Annotated in this window: 24 protein-coding genes and 2 pseudogenes; 21 read left to right on the top strand and 5 right to left on the bottom strand. The window is 58.4% G+C overall.

The window, feature by feature from the left end; all coding sequences use genetic code 11:
* Nucleotides 1–4: 4 nt before the first annotated feature.
* Nucleotides 5–112 (top strand): annotated as a pseudogene (locus ACVBEG_RS10520) (IS3 family transposase); the annotation flags it as partial.
* A 17-nt stretch (nucleotides 113–129) separates the two neighbouring features.
* A pseudogene (locus ACVBEG_RS10515) lies at nucleotides 130–345 on the top strand (tyrosine-type recombinase/integrase); the annotation flags it as partial.
* Nucleotides 346–567: 222 nt separating this feature from the next.
* Here ACVBEG_RS10515 and ACVBEG_RS10510 read toward each other — a convergent pair.
* On the bottom strand, nucleotides 568–1,275 hold the full coding sequence (locus tag ACVBEG_RS10510; RefSeq protein WP_416194628.1) for a methyl-accepting chemotaxis protein: 708 nt from the start codon (nucleotides 1,273–1,275) through the stop codon (nucleotides 568–570).
* 1,351 nt (nucleotides 1,276–2,626) lie between these two features.
* Between ACVBEG_RS10510 and ACVBEG_RS10505 the strand changes: the two genes are divergently transcribed.
* The 5 genes from ACVBEG_RS10505 (at nucleotide 2,627) to ACVBEG_RS10485 (ending at nucleotide 5,165) form a co-directional block, all read left to right on the top strand.
* A complete protein-coding gene (locus ACVBEG_RS10505; protein WP_323565827.1) occupies nucleotides 2,627–3,091 on the top strand; it encodes a thiol-disulfide oxidoreductase DCC family protein in 465 nt (154 codons plus the stop codon).
* 291 nt (nucleotides 3,092–3,382) lie between these two features.
* Nucleotides 3,383–4,093, top strand: coding sequence for an SDR family NAD(P)-dependent oxidoreductase (locus tag ACVBEG_RS10500; protein ID WP_322216110.1), 711 nt, complete (start codon nucleotides 3,383–3,385; stop codon nucleotides 4,091–4,093).
* 14 nt (nucleotides 4,094–4,107) lie between these two features.
* Complete coding sequence (locus tag ACVBEG_RS10495; protein WP_322216108.1) at nucleotides 4,108–4,413, top strand: DUF6482 family protein; 306 nt, start codon at nucleotides 4,108–4,110, stop codon at nucleotides 4,411–4,413.
* A gap of 190 nt (nucleotides 4,414–4,603) precedes the next feature.
* Nucleotides 4,604–4,948, top strand: a complete 345-nt coding sequence (locus ACVBEG_RS10490) for a cryptochrome/photolyase family protein (RefSeq protein WP_323566431.1) — start codon at nucleotides 4,604–4,606, stop codon at nucleotides 4,946–4,948.
* Nucleotides 4,929–5,165, top strand: coding sequence for a cryptochrome/photolyase family protein (locus ACVBEG_RS10485; RefSeq protein ID WP_443698848.1), 237 nt, complete (start codon nucleotides 4,929–4,931; stop codon nucleotides 5,163–5,165). The genes ACVBEG_RS10490 and ACVBEG_RS10485 overlap by 20 nt, the downstream gene beginning before the upstream one ends.
* A gap of 326 nt (nucleotides 5,166–5,491) precedes the next feature.
* Here the strand turns inward: ACVBEG_RS10485 and ACVBEG_RS10480 are convergent, their stop codons facing one another.
* Genes ACVBEG_RS10480 through ACVBEG_RS10470 form a run of 3 tightly spaced genes read right to left on the bottom strand, consistent with a single transcriptional unit; the run spans nucleotide 5,492 to nucleotide 8,478 of the window.
* The gene (locus ACVBEG_RS10480) at nucleotides 5,492–7,930 is read right to left on the bottom strand and encodes a flavin-containing monooxygenase (RefSeq protein ID WP_323566432.1); all 2,439 of its coding nucleotides are present in this window, start codon (nucleotides 7,928–7,930) and stop codon (nucleotides 5,492–5,494) included.
* The gene (locus ACVBEG_RS10475; RefSeq protein ID WP_322216100.1) at nucleotides 7,917–8,252 is read right to left on the bottom strand and encodes a GMC oxidoreductase; all 336 of its coding nucleotides are present in this window, start codon (nucleotides 8,250–8,252) and stop codon (nucleotides 7,917–7,919) included. The genes ACVBEG_RS10480 and ACVBEG_RS10475 overlap by 14 nt, the downstream gene beginning before the upstream one ends.
* Nucleotides 8,191–8,478 carry a lycopene cyclase family protein gene (locus ACVBEG_RS10470; RefSeq protein WP_322216098.1) on the bottom strand — a complete coding sequence of 96 codons (288 nt, stop codon included), beginning with the start codon at nucleotides 8,476–8,478 and terminating at the stop codon, nucleotides 8,191–8,193. The genes ACVBEG_RS10475 and ACVBEG_RS10470 overlap by 62 nt, the downstream gene beginning before the upstream one ends.
* Before the next feature lie 223 nt (nucleotides 8,479–8,701).
* Here ACVBEG_RS10470 and ACVBEG_RS10465 point away from each other — a divergent pair, with 223 nt between their 5' ends.
* Together ACVBEG_RS10465 and ACVBEG_RS10460 are read left to right on the top strand one after the other, a co-directional pair.
* Complete coding sequence (locus ACVBEG_RS10465; protein WP_323566433.1) at nucleotides 8,702–9,730, top strand: AraC family transcriptional regulator; 1,029 nt, start codon at nucleotides 8,702–8,704, stop codon at nucleotides 9,728–9,730.
* Nucleotides 9,731–9,897: 167 nt separating this feature from the next.
* Nucleotides 9,898–10,158 carry a hypothetical protein gene (locus ACVBEG_RS10460; protein ID WP_447107681.1) on the top strand — a complete coding sequence of 87 codons (261 nt, stop codon included), beginning with the start codon at nucleotides 9,898–9,900 and terminating at the stop codon, nucleotides 10,156–10,158.
* 255 nt (nucleotides 10,159–10,413) lie between these two features.
* Here the strand turns inward: ACVBEG_RS10460 and ACVBEG_RS10455 are convergent, their stop codons facing one another.
* Nucleotides 10,414–10,647, bottom strand: a complete 234-nt coding sequence (locus tag ACVBEG_RS10455) for a hypothetical protein (protein WP_323568958.1) — start codon at nucleotides 10,645–10,647, stop codon at nucleotides 10,414–10,416.
* 470 nt (nucleotides 10,648–11,117) lie between these two features.
* Here ACVBEG_RS10455 and ACVBEG_RS10450 point away from each other — a divergent pair, with 470 nt between their 5' ends.
* The 12 genes from ACVBEG_RS10450 to ACVBEG_RS10395 all read left to right on the top strand — a co-directional run bounded on the left by ACVBEG_RS10450 (nucleotide 11,118) and on the right by ACVBEG_RS10395 (nucleotide 22,183).
* Nucleotides 11,118–11,777 (top strand): GntR family transcriptional regulator, encoded by a 660-nt coding sequence (locus ACVBEG_RS10450; RefSeq protein WP_322217761.1) that lies wholly within the window; start codon nucleotides 11,118–11,120, stop codon nucleotides 11,775–11,777.
* A 112-nt stretch (nucleotides 11,778–11,889) separates the two neighbouring features.
* The gene (locus tag ACVBEG_RS10445) at nucleotides 11,890–12,822 is read left to right on the top strand and encodes a 4-hydroxyproline epimerase (RefSeq protein ID WP_322216089.1); all 933 of its coding nucleotides are present in this window, start codon (nucleotides 11,890–11,892) and stop codon (nucleotides 12,820–12,822) included.
* Nucleotides 12,819–13,934 (top strand): NAD(P)/FAD-dependent oxidoreductase, encoded by a 1,116-nt coding sequence (locus ACVBEG_RS10440; RefSeq protein ID WP_447107680.1) that lies wholly within the window; start codon nucleotides 12,819–12,821, stop codon nucleotides 13,932–13,934. The genes ACVBEG_RS10445 and ACVBEG_RS10440 overlap by 4 nt, the downstream gene beginning before the upstream one ends.
* Nucleotides 13,927–14,163: a (2Fe-2S)-binding protein gene (locus ACVBEG_RS10435; protein WP_322216086.1), complete on the top strand. Its 237-nt coding sequence runs from the start codon at nucleotides 13,927–13,929 to the stop codon at nucleotides 14,161–14,163. The genes ACVBEG_RS10440 and ACVBEG_RS10435 overlap by 8 nt, the downstream gene beginning before the upstream one ends.
* Nucleotides 14,160–15,416 carry an FAD-dependent oxidoreductase gene (locus ACVBEG_RS10430; RefSeq protein ID WP_447107679.1) on the top strand — a complete coding sequence of 419 codons (1,257 nt, stop codon included), beginning with the start codon at nucleotides 14,160–14,162 and terminating at the stop codon, nucleotides 15,414–15,416. The genes ACVBEG_RS10435 and ACVBEG_RS10430 overlap by 4 nt, the downstream gene beginning before the upstream one ends.
* 74 nt (nucleotides 15,417–15,490) lie before the next feature.
* The gene (locus tag ACVBEG_RS10425; protein WP_330200751.1) at nucleotides 15,491–16,240 is read left to right on the top strand and encodes an AraC family transcriptional regulator; all 750 of its coding nucleotides are present in this window, start codon (nucleotides 15,491–15,493) and stop codon (nucleotides 16,238–16,240) included.
* 254 nt (nucleotides 16,241–16,494) lie between these two features.
* Nucleotides 16,495–17,313 (top strand): ABC transporter substrate-binding protein, encoded by an 819-nt coding sequence (locus ACVBEG_RS10420; protein ID WP_322216083.1) that lies wholly within the window; start codon nucleotides 16,495–16,497, stop codon nucleotides 17,311–17,313.
* 10 nt (nucleotides 17,314–17,323) lie between these two features.
* Nucleotides 17,324–19,111 (top strand): cis-3-hydroxy-L-proline dehydratase, encoded by a 1,788-nt coding sequence (gene lhpI / locus ACVBEG_RS10415; RefSeq protein ID WP_447107678.1) that lies wholly within the window; start codon nucleotides 17,324–17,326, stop codon nucleotides 19,109–19,111.
* Nucleotides 19,104–19,769 (top strand): amino acid ABC transporter permease, encoded by a 666-nt coding sequence (locus tag ACVBEG_RS10410; RefSeq protein WP_447107677.1) that lies wholly within the window; start codon nucleotides 19,104–19,106, stop codon nucleotides 19,767–19,769. The genes lhpI and ACVBEG_RS10410 overlap by 8 nt, the downstream gene beginning before the upstream one ends.
* Before the next feature lie 10 nt (nucleotides 19,770–19,779).
* Nucleotides 19,780–20,430, top strand: a complete 651-nt coding sequence (locus ACVBEG_RS10405) for an amino acid ABC transporter permease (protein WP_447107676.1) — start codon at nucleotides 19,780–19,782, stop codon at nucleotides 20,428–20,430.
* Nucleotides 20,423–21,145: an amino acid ABC transporter ATP-binding protein gene (locus ACVBEG_RS10400; protein ID WP_447107675.1), complete on the top strand. Its 723-nt coding sequence runs from the start codon at nucleotides 20,423–20,425 to the stop codon at nucleotides 21,143–21,145. Before ACVBEG_RS10405 ends, ACVBEG_RS10400 begins: the two co-directional genes overlap by 8 nt.
* 9 nt (nucleotides 21,146–21,154) lie before the next feature.
* Nucleotides 21,155–22,183 carry a trans-3-hydroxy-L-proline dehydratase gene (locus ACVBEG_RS10395; RefSeq protein ID WP_447107674.1) on the top strand — a complete coding sequence of 343 codons (1,029 nt, stop codon included), beginning with the start codon at nucleotides 21,155–21,157 and terminating at the stop codon, nucleotides 22,181–22,183.
* Nucleotides 22,184–22,276: the final 93 nt, after the last annotated feature.

Here is a 22,276-nt window from a genome sequence, read left to right as displayed (position 1 = left end):
CAGTGATTACATCGAGATGTTCTACAACTCAAAACGCCGACATGGTTTCAACAATCAGCTGTCACCGGTAGAGTTTGAAAAGCGTTACGTAATGAGCTTGCAAGGTGTCTAGAGAATCCGGGGCGATTCACCGCTCTGGAGGTCTCGATGTATCAGACCCACTTCAGAAGTGAGGATTTCTTGTTCCCGAGCCGACTGCACGGCTCAGACCATCTCTCCACCAGGCAATACGCCCGAATAGTCAAAGCTTGGGTGACAACCATTGGTCTTCACCCATCCATGTACGGCACTCACACGCTATGACGCACAAAGGCACCTCTTGTCTCTCATAGAACGAAGGTATGAGGGGCAGTTCAGTTGCTACTTGGTCACAACCTGAAAGAACTGTCACATCCATAGCATTTCGTGTCACCGATAATTGAGCTCCTGCGACAGACTCACACAACATCGGTCAGCTTTTGCCGTCAAGCCCGAGTGAGCCGTCGCATAATTCAGTATTAAAGCGAAAGTAGAGGGTTGTTGGAATAGTCGTGGGCACAGCCTAAGCTCATCGATATTTGATAGCCTCTAAGCCACCCTGAAAAATGCCACCTTCTGGGTAAGGCGATCAGCTAGCTGCGCCAGCTCCTGGCTGGCCGTTGCCACTTCCCGTGATCCAGTTGCTGACTGCACGGTTGAGCTGTGGATGCGGGTGATATTCTGTGCTACGTCCTCGGCCACAGCACTTTGCTGGAGAGAGGCGCTGGCGATTTGGGTATTCATATGGTTTATGGCGCCCACTTCTTGGCTAATTTTGGACAGCGCTCTCTGAGCGTTGCGGGTTTGCGCCACTGTCCGATTTACCAGTTCACAGCTGTTACGCATGGTTTGTGCGGCAGTTTCGGTACCACTCTGCAAAGTGCTTATCATTGCGCGAATTTCCTCCGTCGACTGCTGCGTGCGGTTAGCTAGTGAGCGCACCTCGTCGGCCACAACCGCAAACCCTCGACCGTGTTCACCGGCCCGGGCGGCTTCGATGGCTGCGTTCAAAGCCAACAGGTTTGTTTGCGAGGCGATTGAATTGATCACGTCGATAACCGTTTCAATCTGTTCGCTATGCGCGGACACCTGCTCTACCGTGTTGGTGGTTTCAACCAATGTGGTAGCCAGTTGCTCGATAGCTAGCGTGGTGTCTGAAACCAGACGGTTACCGCTTTCAACTTCAGCATCTGCGAGACGCGTCGCATCCGCTGCTTGGGACGCGAAGCCCGACACCTCATTGACCGTGGCCGCCATTTGCGTAATTGCGGTCGCTACCTGCCTGGCCTCATGAGTCTGCAGGCTGATTTGGTCATTATTGGCGGACGATGTCGCCAACAGCTGCATGGACGAATGGTTGACCTCTTGGGCAGCAATGCGTACTTCACTGATGGTGTCGGCCAAGCGGCTGAGGGCGGTTTTCAACACGCCCATAACACTGTTCGGATAGTCGGTAACGATCGTTTGTTGCAAATCGCCTGCTGCCAACCGTTGGATAGCCTGTGCAACCTCCGTCGGCTCGGCGCCCAGCGTTGATTTGATGAAGCGAACAATAAAGGCCGCCAGGATAATGCTCAGCAGCAGCGCTATACCGGTGGCCAAAAGCATCAGACCGCGAAAATGACTAGCGGTAGCTTGTACCGCACTGAGCTGGGTCTTGATCGACACTTCTTCATAGTCAATCAGTGCGTTGACGCGTTTCAACCATTCGCTGTAGTCCCCGGAGGTTTGCCGCAGCAACAAAGCTCGTGCTCCAGAAATATCACCGGCGCGACGTAGGACAATCACCGATTTAGTAGACGCCAGAGTTTGCTTTTCAATGTCTTTAATGGTCAGTAGCAGTTGTTGCTCCTGCGACGTCACTCTCGGGCTTGCGAATAGCTGATCCAACGGTATGGCCGAATCAGCGTAGGCCTTTTCCAGATTGATGACTTCAGTCAGGTGGATTTCCAAGTCTTGATCAGTATCCACCAACACAGCGTCCCGAATAGCTATGGCGCGGTTGTGCACACTTCCGCGGAAGTTTATAGCGTAGCGCTGAACCTTCGCCGCATTCTGGCTGACGTCTTCCAGGGTGGAGTCGATAAAACCCACCCGTTGAATACCAACAGCGGTGATCAATATAAGCAGCGACACGATGGCGGCGAAGCCAAGGCCTATGCGCGTGGCTAGGGAGACTGAATTTTTCATGGGGAGAGCTCGGAGATAGACCCGGTAAGGGCTGGATTGAGCGATATAAATGAGCGATCACCCTGAGGGCAGGGTACGTTCGAGGGCTGCGGCCGCGTAATTGATATTGACGGGCGAGGCAATAGGTTAACGCTATGAAGTCATTTTGTTCTGCCCTTGCGAATGTCAGAACCAGTGCTTGAATGCCTGAATTTCATGACATGCGTCGACGGGGAGAAAACCCGCTACTCCTCATATTCAAATGCTCGATGCACCGCTTCGGTCATTTTTCATTCCGGCGGTGAGCCCAATAGAAAACCCATATGAACCTTCCTCCTGGGTGGGCATGACTGCTCATATCACGGTAAAAGGATGGCGGCTATTGTAAGTCTGTTTTTTTCGGCATACCTTATGCAAAACCTATACAAAGTGTATGCGCATGTACAATGTAGAGCAATGGCCACTGACGCTTTACTTTGATGGTGAATGCCCGCTCTGCGCTCGAGAAATCAAGATCCTGAGCCGACGCGCCATACAGGCGCGACTGCTGTTTTTTGACATCAGTCACGATGACTTTGACGTCAAGGCACTGGGGTTCACTCTCGAGCAAATGCAGTCGTCACTTCATGCCAGCTTCGCCGATGGCCGCTGGGTTACGGGTCTAGACGCTACCCTATGGAGCTGGCGAGCAGCCGGTCTGGGTATGTGGGCCACTCCACTGACATGGCGCGCAATTCGGCCGCTGCTTGCAGCCGGCTATAGCCTGTTCTGCCGCTTACGCCCTTATTTGGCATGGCTACCTCATCCTGATGGCAGCCGTCGCTGTCCCGACAACCGATGCACGGTGCCGGAGCAGAAAACCGCGCCAAGCAACCAGCCGACATTGAAAACAAAGCAGACCTAGAAAGCTTCACTCTGTCATTCGCCCGACGAAAGACCTGGGCCACATGTGCTGCTCTACCGAAGCCTGAGTTATCTGCTTCAAACCTTGCGTGACAGGCACGTGCCTAATGATAAGAGTGGACGTCACCTGAAGTGCAGCATGGCTGAGAGGCATCAAAATGAACCCATCATTAGTCGAGCATCACCGTAAAACCCTCGTCGGCGTAATCAACTGCTCCAGCATGCCCAGGTTCGGCATAGAGATGGGGCACGTGACGTTATTTTTCCACCGCCAGTTTGCGGAGGAGACTCAATGAACGATCCCTTGCGGATGAATTCCCTTGGCGACGGCTACCGAGCCTTGGTGATAGGCGCCAGCGGCGCACTCGGGTCGGCCTTTTGCGAATTGCTCAATGAGGATCCACGTTGTGTGGGGGTTCGCGAACTGGGACGCCATAGTTTTCCACGGTTGGATCTGGAAGAGCCTGCGAGTATCGCCAAGGCTGCTGCCGAATTGGCCGAAGAAGCACCGTATCAGTTGATCCTGCATGCCGCAGGTCTGCTCCATCGTGGCGAAATCAAGCCTGAGAAAAGTTACTCCGAGATTGAAGACGATGCGTTCAGGACTGTATTTCAAGTGAATACCTTGGGACCCGCTCTGGTGTTGCGTCACTTTTTGCCATTGCTTGACTCTCGTGGAGCGATGGCGCTGCTCTCTGCCAAGGTCGGGAGTATTGGCGATAACCGCTTAGGCGGCTGGTATGCCTACCGTGCCTCCAAAGCGGCGTTGAACATGCTGATTAAAACAGCATCAATCGAACTGGCACGAACCTGCCCTAAATCCCGTTTACTGAGTCTTCATCCAGGCACCGTTATTTCGGGTCTTTCCCAACCCTTTCGTGGCGCCGCTGCAGCAAGACCGGCAAGTCTTGCCGCGCATGAGCTGCTATCGCTGATTGACCGCCTGGGCCCTGCCGACAGCGGAAATTTCTTTGCTTATGACGGAGAGCGCCTACCCTGGTAGGCAAGGAGTGGAACTTGAATCTGAAAAAATTGACTGAGCTGGCCGCGAATGGCGAGATACGGGAGCTGGAACTGCTATCTCTGGAGCGCGGTATCTATATAGCGCGCATTAGGCTAGATCACGGCCAGCTTACGCTGCTGAACGATTTGGCGAAGCCTATGCACCTTCGTTCCGTCACTCACTTGCGCGATCTGTTGCAACTGGTTCCGCCATTTCCTTGTGTGCTTGTGCAGCAGTGCGTCCATGATGAAATGTGCGGCGGGCGAGAAGGCCCCATTGAGTCGTTGCGAATTCCTTTTTCGCTGGCTGCGCCTTGGTGAGACCGCCTGTTCGAAATATGGGGCTTTTGCTGGGCGATCAGCTGTCTTTCGATCTGAGACTGTGCGATGCATTGGATACCGATCATGACGCCATACTGATGACGGAGGTCATCGCCGAGGCTAACTAGATACCACACCACCCTAGAATATCGCGCTCATCTTTAGTGCCACGCGTCACTTTGCGCTTGCCTTGCGCGAGCGTGGATGGAATTTTATTTACGCTCAAATCGATGAGGTCGGCAATAGCTGCACTTCGGCCTGTGAGTTGCGTCGTAGGGCCGGTAAATTGACGGCAGAGCATGTACACATAACCGAATATGGGGAATGGCGTTTAGAACAGAAGCTGCGTGAGTACGATCTGCCGATAGTCTGGCATGACGATCGGCGTTTTCTTTGCTCTAGCGAGGATTTCGTACACTGGGCAGGAGGGCGCGCTCATTTACGAATGGAAGTGTTCTACCGCGAGATGCGCAAGCGCACTCGACTGCTTCTCGAACCGGATGGCAGCCCAGTGAGTGGTGTTTGGACACCTTGACACGGAAAATCGTAAAAAACTGCCGAGGGGATTGAGCGGGCCTTTTCATGCGAGTTTCGCCGCGGATGACATTACCTGCGAAGTACTCGCAGTGGTTGGCGACCCGCTTCAAGGATCATTATGGAGCCTGGATCGTTTCGATTACCCGGTGACCCACGCAGAAGCCCAGGAGTTGTGGCGGCACTTCCTCGATAGCCCTAAACATCGTCTTGCTTAATGTGCGCCAACTCTGTGCCAGAGTGGCAGAGGTGAGTTTCGACCACGGCAGCGAACAATATCGACGCTTTACAGGCGCGACCATGATGCAGGAGTGTCAGCCTGGCGATGGGCGCGGCGACCTGATCGATGTCAGCCTTGAAGTCCTAGGTCAACATGAGCCTGCTAACAGTAATGGTGCTGCTCTTCTGGAGCATGGTTGGCGCATTGCAGTTGATGCTGGCACGGGTGTCGATACTGATGTTCAACAGGTGCACCCACTAGAACGCCGAGCAATAAAAAGCCCGCAATCCTTCAAGGGGATAGCGAGCTTTTCTGTTTCTGGCTTTACGATGCTTCGGGCTTCGCGCTCGCCAGCTGTTCACGGGCAAACGCGCCCAAAGCGTTCAGAGCCTTGGCCGCCGAACGCAGGTAAAAGGCTTGCAGTTGAAAGACGTGCCAACGTCCGGCGTACACCTCCAGACGGCAATCCACCCCGCTGTTGACTGCGTGTTCGGCCAAACGTGTGGAATCGGATAACAGCAGCTCATGGTCGCCAACCTGAACCAGCATTGGAGGTAGCCCATACAGATCCACCTGCAACGGACTGTGCATCACCTCGTTGGAGGCATACCAACCCAATCCCTGCTCAAGCCAACCGCGACGAATCATCGGGTCATCCTTGAGTCGCGAGGTCATTGAGGCGCCAGCAAAGTGTTCGTCGGTGACCGGCGACATTAGCAGCAGCCCTGCGGCAAAACGCTCGTAACGGTCCCGGAGCTTGAGGGCCAAGGCCAACACCAACGCAGCCCCCGCCGAATCGCCTGCCAGAAAAATCCGGTTGGCCGCATAGCCTTGGGCACGCAACGCCTCATAACAGGCCAACGCATCGTCCAGCGCCGCAGGGTAAGGATGTTCCGGCGCCAATCGGTAATCCGCTACCCACACCGACATCCCGGACGCCCTGGCCAGACGACTGGTGACGCTCCAATGTGTGTCCGGCGAGCCCAGGCAAAACGCCCCACCGTGCAGGTACAAAATGACGCCGTCATTTTCGCCTTGTTTGGGGGCAACCACCTGCACGGGGACGCCATTGACCTGCTGGCGATAATGGTTAACACCCGTGATGCCGGGCATCAGCCCGGAAAGCACGCTGACCACCCTTCTCTGTGCGACGACGCCCAATCCCGGCCCGATCAACGACCGAAACGTTGCACGCAAAAAGCCCCGCAAAAATAAGGCATTCAGCACTTCCGGCCAATCCCGAGATTCGGCAATCGTGGTGCCGCCTTCGAACTGACGGGAAAAACGATACGCATGCAAGCCCGAGAATCGCGTCAACCAGCGATAGCTCAAAGTGAAACCCGGCCAATTGGTACTGTTGTTGCCAGCGTCATCGACGTACCAGCTCTTGCAGCCGTTCCACACGGTGTTAGCCAGGCGTTTCTGGGTCTGCCCGTGGAAACGCTCATAAACGCCTTGATCGACTTCAACCGTGTTCGCCCCCGTTGCGTTCAGCGTGCGCCAGCAGCGCATGACATGAGCGATCTGGCTTTCCAGCATGTACACGATGGAATTGTGGCCCAAGTTGGTATTCGGGCCGTAGAGCATGAAGAAATTGGGGAAGTTTGGAACCGTCAGCCCCAGATAAGCACGGGTGCCGTCGCGCCAGACGTGGTTAAGGTCCACACCGCCGCGCCCGACAATGCGCATCGGTGACAGAAACTCGGTGGCCGCGAACCCGGTGCCGTAGATGATCGCATCAACCTCATGCTGCTCACCATCAGCGGTTTCAATCCCGTTCTCGGTGACCCGCACAATACCGTCGGTGATCAATTCCACGTTGGACCGGTTCATGATCTTGAGGTATTCGCTGGACAGCAGGATGCGCTTGCAGCCGAAAGGATAATCCGGGGTCAGCTTCTCCCGCAGCACGGGGTCAGTCACTTGCTCGGTCAGCAGCTTGCGAAACGGAATACCCACCGCCCACTTCATCAACCCCTTGAACCGGGTAAACGCCAGCGCCCTTGATTCATACCGCATGTAGATCGAAGCTCGGTACGCCGTCATCGTCCAGGGGATATTGCGTAGCAGTGATTTTTCCCGCTCGGAGTAGGCGCGGTCTGGACGCGGTATCATGTGCGCGGGCGAGCGCTGGAACACCTTCAGGTGCTCGACCTGTTCGGCAATGGCCGGCACGAACTGGATCGCTGAAGCGCCGGTACCCACCACCGCCACCCGTTTACCCGCCAGCGAGTAACTGTGATCCCAAGTGGCCGAGTGAAAGACATGACCTTTGAAAGTATCCATGCCCGCCAGTTTAGGAAACGCCGGGCGGCTGAGCTGTCCGGTGCCACTGATCAACAAGGACGCGCTCAGTACGCTCCCGTTTTTCTGGGTGACCTGCCACAGTGAAGTGACTTCGTCGAATTCAGCGGACGCGACTTCGGCGCCAAAACGAATGTATTTACCCAGTCCATACTTGTCAGCACAACGCCGCAGGTAGGCATGAATCTCACCCTGGGGTGCAAAGACTCGGCTCCAGTCCGGATTCAGTTCAAACGAAAACGAATACAAGTGCGAAGGCACGTCACACGCTGCGCCGGGGTAGCTGTTATCCCGCCAGACACCGCCGACGTCGTGCTTTTTCTCCAGAATCACGAAGTCTTTCACACCGGCCTTTTGCAGCGCAACGGCCATGCCGATGCCAGCGAAGCCGGTACCGATGATGATCGCAGTCAGCGGCGTTGCCGACTCAAGGTGGACATCAAAATCATGCAACGACATAAGGTGCCTCGTTCTTGTTATTGGCAGTGGTCGAGTCTTCAAATTTGAATGCCGCGACCCTGTCCTCCAGATCTTGTGGGTCCTGAAGAAAAGCCGGATCAATCCAGGGTGCATCCTGCGGGTCTTTACTCGCCAGCGACACCGCGCCGCGACTGCGTGGACGCAGCAGACAGACTTGGCAGGAAAGCCCATGACCAAGGCGAGATTTGCGGGCATGGTCCTCGACTGGGGCGACGACGAAATGCAATTGAATATCCGGTTTATCCAGATCCTCGCGGGTTTTGAGAAACGCCCCGCCCTCGGCAAAATTCGAGGTCAGCATGCCCCGGCGCTCCCGGCGGAAACGACAGACCTCTTTGAGCCCAATTGTTCACCGAGGTCGCCACCATGGTCACCATGGCGGCCGGGATATTGATCAGACTGGATTGGCCGCCACCGCCCGCCTCCAAAATACAAACGCTGACATCCGGATTTTCGGCCAGCCGCCCGGCGACCACACACCCAGCAGAACCACCGCCCACGACGATGTAATCGAAGGTCATTTTCATTGTTATTTTTCCATGCGCAAGGCAGTACAAAATGCCCAAGCATCTGCTCAGGAACATTCAATCGGGCCTTCTGACTCACCCAAGTGCCACGACGGCCTTTTATTGTTATTAAAACGGCGAACCGTGCATGGATGATGGTGAGGCCCATCAGTAAAGAGACCCATGCTGGAAAGGGACAACTGTTTTATTATTCGGGCCAATCTTTCGCGACAGGCACACAGGCATGAGCTTTCGGGATTTTAGGCGCGGCCCGGCCAGCGCTTTGCTACTGGTGGAGTTCGGCCGCGAAAAGGGCCTGTCGGCCACCGCAGTGCTGGCCGGCTCGGGGCTGACGCAGGCGCAACTGGCCGATCCTAACGTAGAGCTGACCGCCGACCAGGAGCTAGGCGTGACCGGCAATCTACTGCAATTGCTCGGGCAGCCGCCGGGGTTAGGTTATGAAGTGGGATCGCGCTACCACTTCTCCATCTATGGCCTGTTCGGCTACGGTCTGATCAGCAGTGCTACCACCGGTGATGCACTGGCCCTGGCTCTGCGGTTTCTGCCGCTCACCTACGCGTTCACGGTTATTTCCTATGAAGAGCAAGGCAGTGATGGTGTGTTGACCTTTGCTGTGTCTGGGCTGCCGCCGGACTTACAAGATTTTCTACTGGCTCGGGACATGGCTGCGGCGGCGGTGCTGCTCAACGAGTTGGGGGGCGAACACTTCTCGCTATCCCGTTTCACCCTCAAAGCCACTGCGCCAACGCAGCCTGGCAACGATCACGTGCTGGGCATCCCTCCCGCCTACTCGGCCAACTGCAATAGCTTGGCGTTCAATCGCGCGTTCCTGTCTCGCCCATTACCCCAGGCCAACGCCGTCACGGTGACAATGTGCGAGCAGATGTGCACGCAGTTGATGCAACGCCGAATCGCCCGCTCGGGCATGACTGCTTTGGTGCAGCACTACCTGACCAGTATCGACAATGCGCCACCGGACCTCACCTCCATGGCCCGTCTGACACACATCAGCGCACGCACCCTCAAGCGCCGATTGCACAACGAGGGCACCACCTTCCGGACACTCTTAGCCGAAGCCCGCAGCCGCAGCGCCATCGAAATGCTTAACGACTCCCGCCTGAGCCTGACCGAGATCGCCGAGCGACTGGGCTTCAGTGATCTGTCGAGTTTTTCCCAAGCGTTCAAGCGTTGGCATGGGGTGGCTCCGAGCCAGTTTCTCGGCACTGTTGGCGCTGATGCGATTTTGACCTAGGGGGGATGCGGCGGAAATCTTGGACTACCTGGAGGTAGTTCATGTATTCATATGAAGACCGTATCCGAGCGGTCAAACTCTACATCAAACTGGGCAAGCGAACCGGGGCAACTATTCGTCAGTTGGGCTACCCGGCACGGGATTCATAGCGTGCCTGGATTCACCAGTTGCACCCCGCACTGCAGACGCGCGTCATTGGTCGATCGCAAGCTCCTGAACAGAGTCAGGGCCAGATGCTCATCTCGGTACGCAAGCTGCTCCAGCAACAAACCGATTTAGTACGCATCAAAATCCTGGACTTAAACGCACCGGATGGTGCTGGATTCCAGTGGTTCCCGCCGGAACGAAAAAAGGACCCGAAGGTCCTTATTTCAATCGTCACAGAATCCAATGGAATTCTGCAGCGCTATATTTGGAGCGGGAAATGAGACTCGCATCTGGCGTCCGACCCTTTGAAATCTAAGGGGTTTCTTTTCTTGCCGAAGCAGGAAAAGACTCAATTCTGGACTTGTTTTTGGGGTGTTTCAAGAGCGAAAAAAGGGGTGATTCTAAGCAAGGCTATTGGGTTCTACCCAAAGCCAATGGACGAACGATCATCAAGCTGGCAGTGTCATTTTCACAGGATCAACAGGTATGAGTCCCCCCCGAAAAGACGTCCCAACCTCCCCCGCTCACCAGGCAACTCACAACCGACGAATATCGACCACCGCAGGCAACTCTTCGGGCTGGTAGACCATGAGCAGATGTTCTGGAGCCCTCTCCCGCTCAGGATCGATGGCCGCTCGGAAGGATTGGATTAAATACTTGGCGATGGGGGCGCGGACGTTAAAAACCGTTGCTGCAGTACCCCCCATGTATTCCTCACGGACCATACGGGCCTGCTCGGCCGACAGATCCCTGTGTGGCACCAGACGCACTGCAACTATCCTGTGCCAATCTACGTCTCGATCCAGCCTTGGGAGGACGGCGTCTTCAGATGCACTTACCGCCGTAATTCGGCCAAGATTTAGGTCGCAGAAGTGCTGATGTTAGACCTGCGACAGTAAGAGCTGCCGGAAATGCCGTGAGCATAAGTTGCCTTGGGGCCTTAGAGCCCCAGGCTTCACTCGCCGACGCCTGAAAACACCTCGACAATCGTATCAATCACCGCATATACCCTCGCGGTATGCGGCAGATCTGCACGGGGAACTCCGGCACGACGCATGCCGCCTGCGGTTCAACAGTTCCGGGACCAGAGGCATGCCCTTGTCACCTTGCACAGTACCTGCACCAACTAATGGGTTTCCAGCAAGCGGCGAAAAGGCAACAGGGCGGTGGGGAATACCAAGGTAAATTCGTATACCCTATCTAAAATTCATTCCAAACGATCGCCACCGTGACCCTACCAATGCTCAATGCTCCAGACCTTGGCAATACGCCGTCGACTTCAGAGATCATCACCCGTCATTTACGTGACGCCATCGTCGCCGGACATTTCGCCGAGGACGAGCCGATTCGCCAGGACGACATCGCCCGCCAGTTCAACGTCAGCAAGATTCCGGTGCGCGAAGCCCTTAAACGCCTGGAAGCAGAAGGGCTGGTGATATTTCAGCGCAATCGCGGGGCCATGGTCACGCGTATCTCCGAGCCGGAGCTGGCGCAAATGTTTGAAGTGCGCATGCTGCTCGAAGACAAGGTGCTGCGCCTGGCTATTCCGAATATGACCGAGGAAACCTTCACCCGGGCTGAACGTATCTGCCAGGAGTTCATCGGCGAAAACGATGTGGGCCGCTGGGCCGAGCTCAACTGGGAGTTGCACGCCTGCCTGTATGAACCGGCGCAACGCCCGTTCCTGGTAAGCATGATCCGTTCGGTCAACGACAAACTGGAGCGTTACTTGCGCATGCAGATGAGCCTCTCGGCGGGCAAGGAGCGGGCCGACCATGAGCACCGGGAAATCCTTGAAGCCTGCCGCGCCGGTGATGTGGATCGCGCCGTGGTGCTGCTTGACGAGCACATTGCCGGTGTCTGCAAAACCTTGCTGGAACATCTACCCTGCGCTAAATAGCCGCCAGCCCCACTGTGCTGATTTCGTCATCGAGTCTTGGTAAATCCATCAAGCCGCCCAGCCCCCGCATGGGCCACTCTTTCGCTCACTCATCTGAACGGACGTGGCCCCCATGAAGCGCATCACTGTGATCGACTCCCACACCGGCGGCGAACCGACCCGCCTGGTGACCGACGGCTTTCCTGACCTGGGCAACGGCAGCATGGCCGAGCGCCGGCAACGGCTGGCCGAGGAGCATGACCAGTGGCGCGCCGCCTGTATGCTCGAGCCACGGGGCAGCGACGTACTGGTGGGGGCGTTGTTGTGCGAGCCGGTCGACCCTACGGCCTGTGCCGGGGTGATTTTCTTCAACAACGCCGGCTATCTGGGCATGTGCGGCCACGGCACCATTGGCCTGGTGGCCTCACTGGCACATGCGGGCAAGATCGGCGCTGGCGTACACCGTATCGAAACCCCGGTGGGCACGGTTGAAGCAACGCTGCACCTCGACCGCTCGGTGAGCGTGCGTAACGTCCCGGCCTACCGTTATCGCAAAGCCCTGGCGCTGCACGTGCCCGGCATCGGTGAAGTGGTGGGTGACGTCGCTTGGGGCGGCAACTGGTTTTTTCTGATTTCTGACCATGGCCTGGAAGTCACGGGGAGCAATCTCGATGCCTTGACCGCCTACACCTATGCCGTGCAACAAGCTCTGGAAGCCCAAGGCGTTCGCGGTGAAGATGGTGGTCTGATCGACCACATCGAACTGTTTGCCGACGACCCGCAAGCCGACAGCCGCAACTTCGTGCTGTGCCCCGGCAAGGCCTACGACCGCTCACCGTGCGGCACCGGCACCAGCGCAAAACTGGCGTGCCTGGCCGCCGACGGCAAGCTACAACCGGGCCAGATATGGCGCCAGGCCAGCGTGATCGGCAGCGAATTCGAAGGCTCTTACGAAACCCTGGGTGAGTGCATCGTGCCGACCATTCGTGGCCGTGCCTATATCAGCGCCGAAGCCACCCTGCTGATTGATCAGGACGACCCATTCGCCTGGGGCATACGCCCGTGAGCGAGGACCCAGTGGCCGATGTGATCGTGATCAGCGCCGGGATCATCGGTGCTGCCTGTGCTCAGGCGCTAGCCCGTCGCGGTTTGCGGGTGCTAGTGCTCGACGCGGGCCTGCCCGGCGCCACAGCCGCTGGCATGGGCCATTTGCTGGTGCTGGACGATAACCCGGCCGAACTGGCCTTGAGCCAATACTCCCTGCAACGCTGGCGTGAAACGGCACCGGCCATGCCTGAAGACTGCGCCTATCGCCGCAACGGGACCCTATGGCTGGCCGCCAATGCCGAAGAAATGGCCATCGCCCACAGCAAATACCTCAATCTGCAAGCACAGGGCGTGCCTTGCGAATTGATCGGCAGAGCCGAACTGCGCACGCGTGAACCGGCGTTGCGCGAAGGTCTGGAGGGTGGATTGTTGATCAATGGCGACGGCATTCTCTATGCCCCCGCCACCGCCCGCTGGATGCTTGAAAACCCGAGTATCCGTCAGCGTCAGGCGCGGGTTGTGGAAGTGGACGGCAGCCGTGTACGCCTCGACGATGGTCACTGGCTAAGCGCCGAAGCGGTGGTGCTGGCCAACGGCATTCAGGCAAACGAGCTGTGCCCTGAGCTGCCCATCGAACCGAAGAAAGGTCACTTGCTGATCACCGACCGCTACCCTGGCACGGTCACCCACACCTTGGTCGAACTCGGATACGTCACCAGCGCCCACAATGCCAGCGGGCCGTCGACCGCTTGCAATATCCAACCGCGCCCCACCGGGCAATTATTCATTGGCGCCTCAAGGCAATTTGGCACCACTGACCCACAGGTCGAAGGCTGGATGCTGGCCAAAATGCTCAAACGTGCCACCGAATACATGCCGGGGCTGGCCCAGCTCAACGCCATCCGCGCCTGGACCGGATTCCGCGCTGCCAGCCCCGATGGCATGCCGTTGGTGGGCCAACACCCACAACACAAAGGCTTGTGGCTGGCGGTCGGTCACGAGGGGCTGGGCGTCACCACTGCGCCCGGCACTGCGGACCTGTTGGTTGCGCAGCTGTTCGATGAACCGCCGCCTTTGGCCCCGCAACCTTATCTGCCACAACGTTTTCTCGGAGAGCCCGTCTATGCCTGAATTGACCCTGGACGGCCGCGCCCTATGGGTAGCCGAGGGCACCAGTGTCGCCGCCGCACTGGCCTTGGGCGGGGACGGCAGCAGCCGCACTTCGGTCAACGGTCAGCGCCGCGCGCCACTGTGTGGCATGGGTGTTTGTCAGGAATGCCGAGTGATCATTGATGGGCGTCGCCGCCTAGCCTGCCAGACCCTGTGCCGTGATGGCATGCGCGTGGAGACTCGAGGATGAGCGAATACACCGACCTGCTGATTATCGGCGCCGGCCCCGCTGGCATGGCTGCCGCTCTCTCCGCCGCGCCCAGCGGCGCGCGCATTGTGCTGCTCGACGACAACCCTTGGACCGGTGGACAAATCTGGCGCGATGGCCCGCGCGCCAGCCTGCCATCCCAGGCTCGGCGCCTGCGTGAACGACTGGCGGCCTGCGCCAACATTCGCCACTACCCTGCGACGCGGGTTATCGCCAATGTCGGCGTCAAGACTCTGTTAGTGGAAAACAACGAACACGGCTGGTGCATCGGGTACGACAAACTGATCTTGTGCACAGGTGCCCGCGAATTGCTCCTGCCCTTCCCCGGCTGGACGCTGCCCGGCGTTACGGGTGCCGGGGGCTTGCAGGCGCTGATCAAGGGCGGCCTGCCGGTGCAGGGTGAACGTCTGGTCATCGCTGGCAGCGGTCCGTTGTTGCTGGCCAGTGCCGCTACCGCCAAAAACAAAGGCGCTCAGGTACTGCGTATCGCCGAACAAGCCTCCCGCGCCGCCGTCGCCGGTTTTGCCGCCCAGCTACCGCGTTGGCCACACAAACTGCTGCAGTCCTTCGCCTTGTTCGATGCGCAGTACCGCCCCCAGACCCACGTTCTCGCCGTTTTAGGTCACAGCCGCGTCGAAGGCGTACGCCTTCGACAGCAGGGCAAGGTCGTCGAAATGGCCTGCGATCGACTGGCCTGCGGTTTTGGCCTGATCCCCAATACCCAACTCGGCCAAGCCTTGGGCTGCGCCCTCAATGGCCAGACGATCGCCGTCGATCAATGGCAGGCAAGCAGTCTCGCCGACCACTACGCGGCAGGCGAATGCACCGGTTTCGGCGGCAGTGAATTGGCGTTGGTCGAAGGGCATATCGCGGGGCTGGCCGCCGTTGGCGAGCAAAAAGCCGCACAACGACTTTGGTCACGCCGGACTCGCTGGCAAGGTTTTGCCAAGGCACTGAACCACACGTTCGCCCTAGACCCAACGCTCAAAACCCTGGCCGAACCCGATACCCTGGTCTGCCGTTGCGAAGATGTGCCCTACTCGGCGCTGACCGAACACCGCCACTGGCGCGAAGCCAAACTGGCGACCCGCTGTGGCATGGGCGCTTGCCAGGGACGGATTTGCGGTGGCGCGTTGCACCACCTGTTTGGCTGGCAGGCTCCGGCACTGCGTCCGCCGTTCAGCCCGGCGCGTATCGAGACCTTCTTGTGCCTGGACGACAACCCGCCCGCGTGAATCATGCGCCGGGACTTTCGGGCACGGCGCCGAGTCTCTATGATCCCAAAGATCGCCACCAGGCCTTCAACGCCATGTATGTCTCGCTTAACAGCCTTAAGCCCTGCGATTTGCCCTCTTTGCTGAGCAGCCTGCAGCCGATCGCGCCGCTGCTCGACACCCTCTCGGACGTGGTGTTTTTCATCAAGGACGGTGAAGCCCGCTACGCCTTCGTCAACCAGACCCTGGCCAGGCGCTGCGGCTTCAAGCACAGCCACGAGCTCCTGGGACTCACCGCCGACAACGTGTTCCCCGAACGGTTCGGCCCGCTCTACGCCGAGCAGGATCGCCGGGTTCTAGCCAGCGGCCGAGAACTGGTAGACCAGCTCGAGTTGCACCTTTATTACGGTAACCAGCCCGTGTGGTGTCTGACCCAAAAACTCGCCCTGCTCGATGCCCAAGGCCATGTCGTCGGCCTGGCCGGTATCTCCCGCGATCTGCAATTACCCCAGTCCACTCACCCTGCTTTCCAGAAACTGGCGGCAGTGGATGCCCATATCCGTAACCACTTCGCCCACCCTATCAGCCTCGCCGAGCTGACTGCGATCGCCGGGCTCTCGGTGGCGCAACTGGAACGTCACTGCAAGCGCATCTTCCACCTCACCCCGCGGCAGATGATTCACAAGGTACGTCTGGAAGAAGCCTCGCGCTTGTTGCTGGACAAAGACCTGCCCATCACCGACATCGCCCTGCGCTGCGGTTACACCGACCACAGCGCGTTCAGTCGCCAGTTCCGCGCTTTGACTAGCCTGTCGCCCAGCCAGTACCGCGAAACCCATCGCTGAAAGACTCACCATGAGTGCTCCCATAAGAGGCGCACACGGGGCGATTCGCTCCCTTATGTAACACCCGTCTGATCCACGCCGTTGCGATTTATCTCCGCCTCTTCTACATACGCATCGTGTGAGACAGATACCGCAAGGCCTCGTAAATAATTCCCAGCCAACATCAGAAACAGGCACGCCGATTGCTAATTAGATATCGTATACGAAATAACATAGACGATAAGCAGCAGCACTTTTCCGATAACGAGGCCTCTATGAAAAACCCTGCATTTGCCGTAGCCCTCAGCGCTGTTCTCAGTACCTCTTTCATCGCCACAGCTCAGGCCGACAAGCTTGATGACATCATCGGTTCAGGCAAGCTGCGCTGCGCCGTGACCCTGGACTTCCCCCCCATGGGTTTCCGTGACGAAGCCAACAAACCTGTCGGTTTCGACGTGGACTATTGCAACGATCTGGCGAAGATCCTAGGGGTCGATGCCGAAGTGGTTGAAACGCCGTTCCCGGACCGTATTCCGGCGCTGGTTTCCGGGCGTGTCGACGTGATCGTTGCCTCGACCTCCGACACCCTCGAACGCGCCAAGACGGTGGGCCTGACGGTGCCTTACTTCGCCTTCCAAATGGTCGTATTGACCCGCGACAACACCGGCATCAACAGTTTCGACGACATCAAGGGTAAGGCCCTGGGCAATACCAGCGGCACCTTTGAAGCCATCGCTCTGGAAAAAGACGTGAAGAGCTGGGGCACTGGCAGCTTCCGCGCCTATCAGTCGCAAAACGATACCCTGTTGGCCGTTGCACAAGGCCACATCGACGCCACCGTCGTCACCAATACTGTTGCGGCCGCGACCATTAAATCGGGCAAGTACAAGGGCCTGAAAATCGCCGGTAACGCACCCTATGTGATCGACTACGTATCCTTGGGCGCCAAGCGCAGCGAGTACGGCCTGATCAACTACCTCAATCTGTTCGTCAACCAGCAAGTGCGTAGCGGTCGTTACAAAGAACTGTTCGTCAAATGGGTCGGCACCGAGATCCCTCCGACCGACTTGACCGTGCCAAAAGTTTACTACTGAGGTGTCCGGTATGCCTGGCAAGCCCACTTCCCTGACCGGGCGTAGCCTGGTCGCGGGTGCCGCCGAAGGTGCTCTGTTGTTCACCGACGTCGGCTTGAGTTTTTGGGGCGGAGTCGACGCTCTCAGCGGCGAGGTGATCGACCGTCACCATCCCCTCAGCGGTGAACACCTGGCCAACTGCGTGCTGGCCATTCCTAGCGGCCGTGGCTCCTGCACCGGCAGCAGCGTGATGATGGAGCTGATCAGTAATGGCCACGCGCCGGCGGCACTGGTGTTGGCCGAAGCCGATGAAATCCTGACCCTGGGCGTGCTCGTGGCACAGACCCTCTTCGAACGCTCCCTGCCGGTGCTCTGCATCGGCAGGGAGGCCTTTTCCGCCTTGCGGGGCAAGGCCTTTGCGCGAGTCGACGACACCCGTCTGACGCTGTTCGACCAGCCCCCTACCGATGCCTCGCAAGGGCACGGCACGGCTGTACTTGAGCCTGAGCCAGCAGATGCAACCTCTGTCGAACTCACCACCCACGACCAGCAACTACTGGCAGGCGAACATGGCAAAGCGGCCCGGGTGGCGATGCAAATCGTTCTGCGCATGGCCCAGTTGCAAGGCGCGAAAAGCCTGGTGGATGTCACCCAGGCCCACATCGACGGCTGCATTTATACGGGACCCGCGAGCCTGCGCTTTGCCCAACAGTTGGTGCAGTGGGGCGCGAAAGTACGGGTGCCAACAACCCTCAATTCCATCTCCGTTGACCAGCGCCGCTGGCGCGAACTGGGCATCGACCCGGCACTGGGCGAACCCGCCAGTGCTTTGGGCGATGCCTACATGGCAATGGGCGCTCAAATGAGTTTCACCTGTGCCCCTTACCTGCTCGACAGCGCCCCCAAGGTCGGCGAGCAAATCGTCTGGGCAGAATCCAACGCGGTGGTCTACGCCAACAGCGTGCTCGGCGCACGCACCCTTAAATACCCGGACTACTTGGACATCTGCATTGCCCTAACCGGTCGTGCGCCCTTGATCGGCTGTCACCTGGACGCCCAACGCAAGGCGCAACTGCTCATCAAACTGCCCGATCTGGACGAGTTGGACGATGCTTTTTATCCCTTGCTCGGTTACCACATCGGCGCGCTGGCCGGCCGTCGGATCCCTCTGGTGTTGGGGTTGGCTCAGGCCAAGCCGACGCTGGATGATCTGAAAGCCTTCGGCGCGGCCTTTGCCACCACCTCTGCGGCGCCCCTGTTCCATATCGCAGGCGTCACACCAGAAGCCCTCGACCCAGCCCTGGTGCTGGAGCCGGGCAATCCGCTACCGGGGATAAACATCAGGCTCAAAGACCTGTTGCTCAGTTGGCGCGAGCTCAACAGTGCCCGCGACAACCAGGTGGATGTGGTGTCGCTGGGTAACCCGCACTTCTCCCTCAGCGAGTTCGCTCATTTGGCACGTTTGTGTGGGGGCAGGCACAAGCACCCGGACGTGGTTGTGGCGATCACCTGCGGCCGCGCCGTACTGGAACAAGCGCGCAACGCCGGACACATCGCCGTTCTCGAAGCCTTTGGTGTGACTCTGGTCACCGACACTTGCTGGTGCATGCTCGGTGAACCGGTGATCCCGCCCGCAGCCCGGACCTTGATGACCAACTCGGGCAAATACGCCCACTACGCGCCAGGTTTGGTCGGCCGGCCAGTGCATTTAGCAAGTCTTAGTGAGTGTGTCGAGTCCGCCTGTAGCGCTAAGGCCAGTGGTCGTTTACCCACATGGTTGCAACCCGCTGCCACTCTGGAGAGCCCCGCGCATGTTTGACTACACCTTCCAATGGCGCTCAGTACTGCGCGCCCTGCCGGACATGCTCGCAGGTGCCTGGGTAACCTTCGAAACCGCCGCGCTGTCGATGATTTTCGGAGTGCTGATCGCGCTGGCCCTGACCGTGATACGTGAAGCACGTCACCCGCTGTTGCGCGGCATCGGCAACGGCTGGGTTTCGATTGCGCGCAACACCCCGTCGCTGTTCCAGATATACGTCCTGTACTTCGGTCTGGGCTCCCTCGGACTGCATGTCAGCTCATGGTTCGCCTTGCTGGCCGGGATCACCTTTAACAACGCCGGCTACCTGGCGGAAAACTTCCGTGGAGGCCTCAAGGCTGTACCCGGCACGCAGATGCGCGCCGCGCGGTCCTTGGGCATGAGTGCGTTCCAGGCCTACCGGATGATCATCGTTCCGCAATTGCTGCGCATCGTGTTCTATCCGTTGAGCAACCAGATGGTCTGGGCTGTGCTGATGACGTCGCTGGGGGTGATCGTCGGGCTTAACAACGACCTCACTGGCGTGACTCAAGACTACAACGTCAAAACATTCCGTACCTTTGAATACTTCGCCCTTGCCGCGGCGCTGTATTACCTGATTGCCAAGTTGATCGTAGCGGTAGCCCGGCTGATGGCCTGGCGGCTGTTCCGTTACTGAGGACGAACCTATGTTTTCCACCAGTTTCTCCTGGAATGACCTGCTGTTTCTGCTCGACGGTGCATGGGTCACCCTGCAACTGACCTTCTGGGCAATCATGCTCGGCTCCTTCGCCGGACTACTGTTCGGCCTGCTGCGCGCCTTGCTGCCAAGGGCAAGCCTACCGCTGGCCTGGATACTGGACGTGTTTCGCAGTGTGCCGTTGCTGATCCAGTTCGTGCTGTTCAACTCGCTCAAGAGCATCGTCGGCTTGAACATCAGCGCCTTCAGCGTCGGCTGCATCGTGCTGGGGGTTTACGCCGCGGCGTACTTCACCGAAATAGTGCGCAGTGGCGTGCTCGCCGTGCCGCTTTCCGTCCGGCGCGCCAGCCGGTCCCTGGGCCTGAGTTACCTGCAGGACCTGCGCTGGATCGTACTGCCAATAGCCTCGCGCGTGGCCTTCCCCGGCTGGCTGAATCTGGTGCTCAGCGTGATGAAAGACACCGCGCTGGTGATGTGGATCGGCATCGTCGAACTGCTGCGGGCCTCGCAAACCATCGTGACCCGCATCCAAGAGCCCCTGCTGGTGCTGTGCGTCGCAGGCCTCATCTATTACGTCATGAGCCTGGTGGTCGCACGCCTGGGCGCCCGTCTGGAAAGAAGGTGGCAAGAAAATGATTGAGATCGATAACGTGTACAAATCCTTCGGCGACCTTGACGTGGTCAAGGGTGTCAGCCTGACGGTGAACAAGGGTGAAGTGGTGTCGATCATAGGCGGCTCCGGCTCCGGAAAATCGACCCTGCTGATGTGCATCAACGGCCTGGAGCCAATCCAGAAAGGCAGCATTCGCGTCGACGGGATCGAGGTTCACAGCATAGCCACCAACCTCAACCGCTTGCGCCAGAAGATCGGCATCGTGTTCCAACAGTGGAACGCCTTTCCCCATTTGACCGTACTGGAAAACGTGATGCTCGCGCCGCGCAAAGTGCTCGGAAAAAGCCGCGAAGAAGCCGAGGCCCTGGCGGTCCGGCAACTAACGCATGTGGGCTTGGGCGACAAGCTCAAGACCTTCCCCGGCAAGCTGTCCGGCGGTCAACAACAACGCATGGCCATCGCCCGCGCCCTGGCAATGTCACCGGACTACATGCTGTTCGACGAAGCCACCTCGGCGCTGGACCCGCAACTGGTGGGCGAAGTGCTGGACACCATGCGCATGCTCGCCGAAGACGGCATGACCATGGTGTTGGTGACCCACGAAATCCGATTTGCGCGGGACGTGTCCGACCGCGTGGCGTTCTTTCGTAACGGCCTGGTGCACGAGATCGGCTCGCCCGACCAAGTCATCGGTAACCCTATACAGCCGGAAACGGCCGCCTTCCTCAAGTCGGTCAAATAGGAGCAGGTAATGCGCTCATCAAAAATCATTCATGTGGTCAGCTGTCATGCCGAAGGGGAAGTCGGCGATGTGATCGTCGGCGGTGTTGCACCGCCACCCGGCGCCACGATCTGGGAACAGTCGCGCTGGATCGCCAAGGATGAAGCCCTGCGCAACTTCGTACTCAACGAACCGCGCGGCGGTGTGTTCCGTCACGTCAATTTGCTGGTCCCGGCCAAAGACACGCGAGCGCAAATGGCCTGGATCATCATGGAACCGGCAGATACGCCGCCAATGTCTGGCTCCAACTCGCTGTGCGTGGCCACAGTGCTGCTCGACAGCGGCATCCTGGCCATGACCGAACCGCAAACCCACTTGGTGCTCGAAGCCCCGGGAGGCTTGATCGAAGCCGTGGCCGATTGCCGCGACGGCAAAGTCGAACGGGTGGAAATCAAGAACGTACCCTCCTTCGCTGACCGTCTCGACGCCTGGATCGAAGTTGAAGGAATAGGCGCGCTGCAAGTCGACACGGCCTATGGCGGCGACAGTTTCGTGATCGCCGATGCCCTGCGCCTCGGCTTCTCGATTTGCCCTGACGAAGCGGCAGAGCTGGTGGAGGTCGGACTGAAAATCACCCGCGCAGCCAACGAACAATTGGGCTTTGTCCATCCACTGAACCCTGAGTGGTCACACATTTCCTTCTGCCAGATCGCGGCCCCCATCGTTTATGAAAACGGGATTGCCACCGGCGCCAACGCGGTGGTGATTCGGCCCGGAAAGATCGACCGCTCCCCCACTGGCACCGGTTGCTCAGCGCGCATGGCGGTGATGCAGGCCAAAGGCTTGATGCGCGTGGGCAATCACTTTGTCGGTCGCTCGATCATAGGTTCGGAGTTCCACTGCCGCATCGATTCGCTGACGCAAGTGGCCGGAAGACCCGCTATTTACCCCTGCATTTCTGGCCGGGCGTGGATTACGGGCACCCACCAATTGCTGCTGGACCCGAGCGATCCATGGCCCCAAGGCTACAGACTGTCGGACACCTGGCCTGGCGCCTGATAGCTGACTCGCTGATTTTCAAACACAAATAACACCCGAAAAACAAACCAAAAAAGTATTGGTCTGATCTCAGATTTTAAAATATCGTATACG

It is taken from the genome of Pseudomonas sp. GG8 (genome assembly GCF_052976945.1).
Note: the sequence above shows the minus strand (reverse complement) of the source record. Positions and strands in the feature narration are given on the sequence as shown.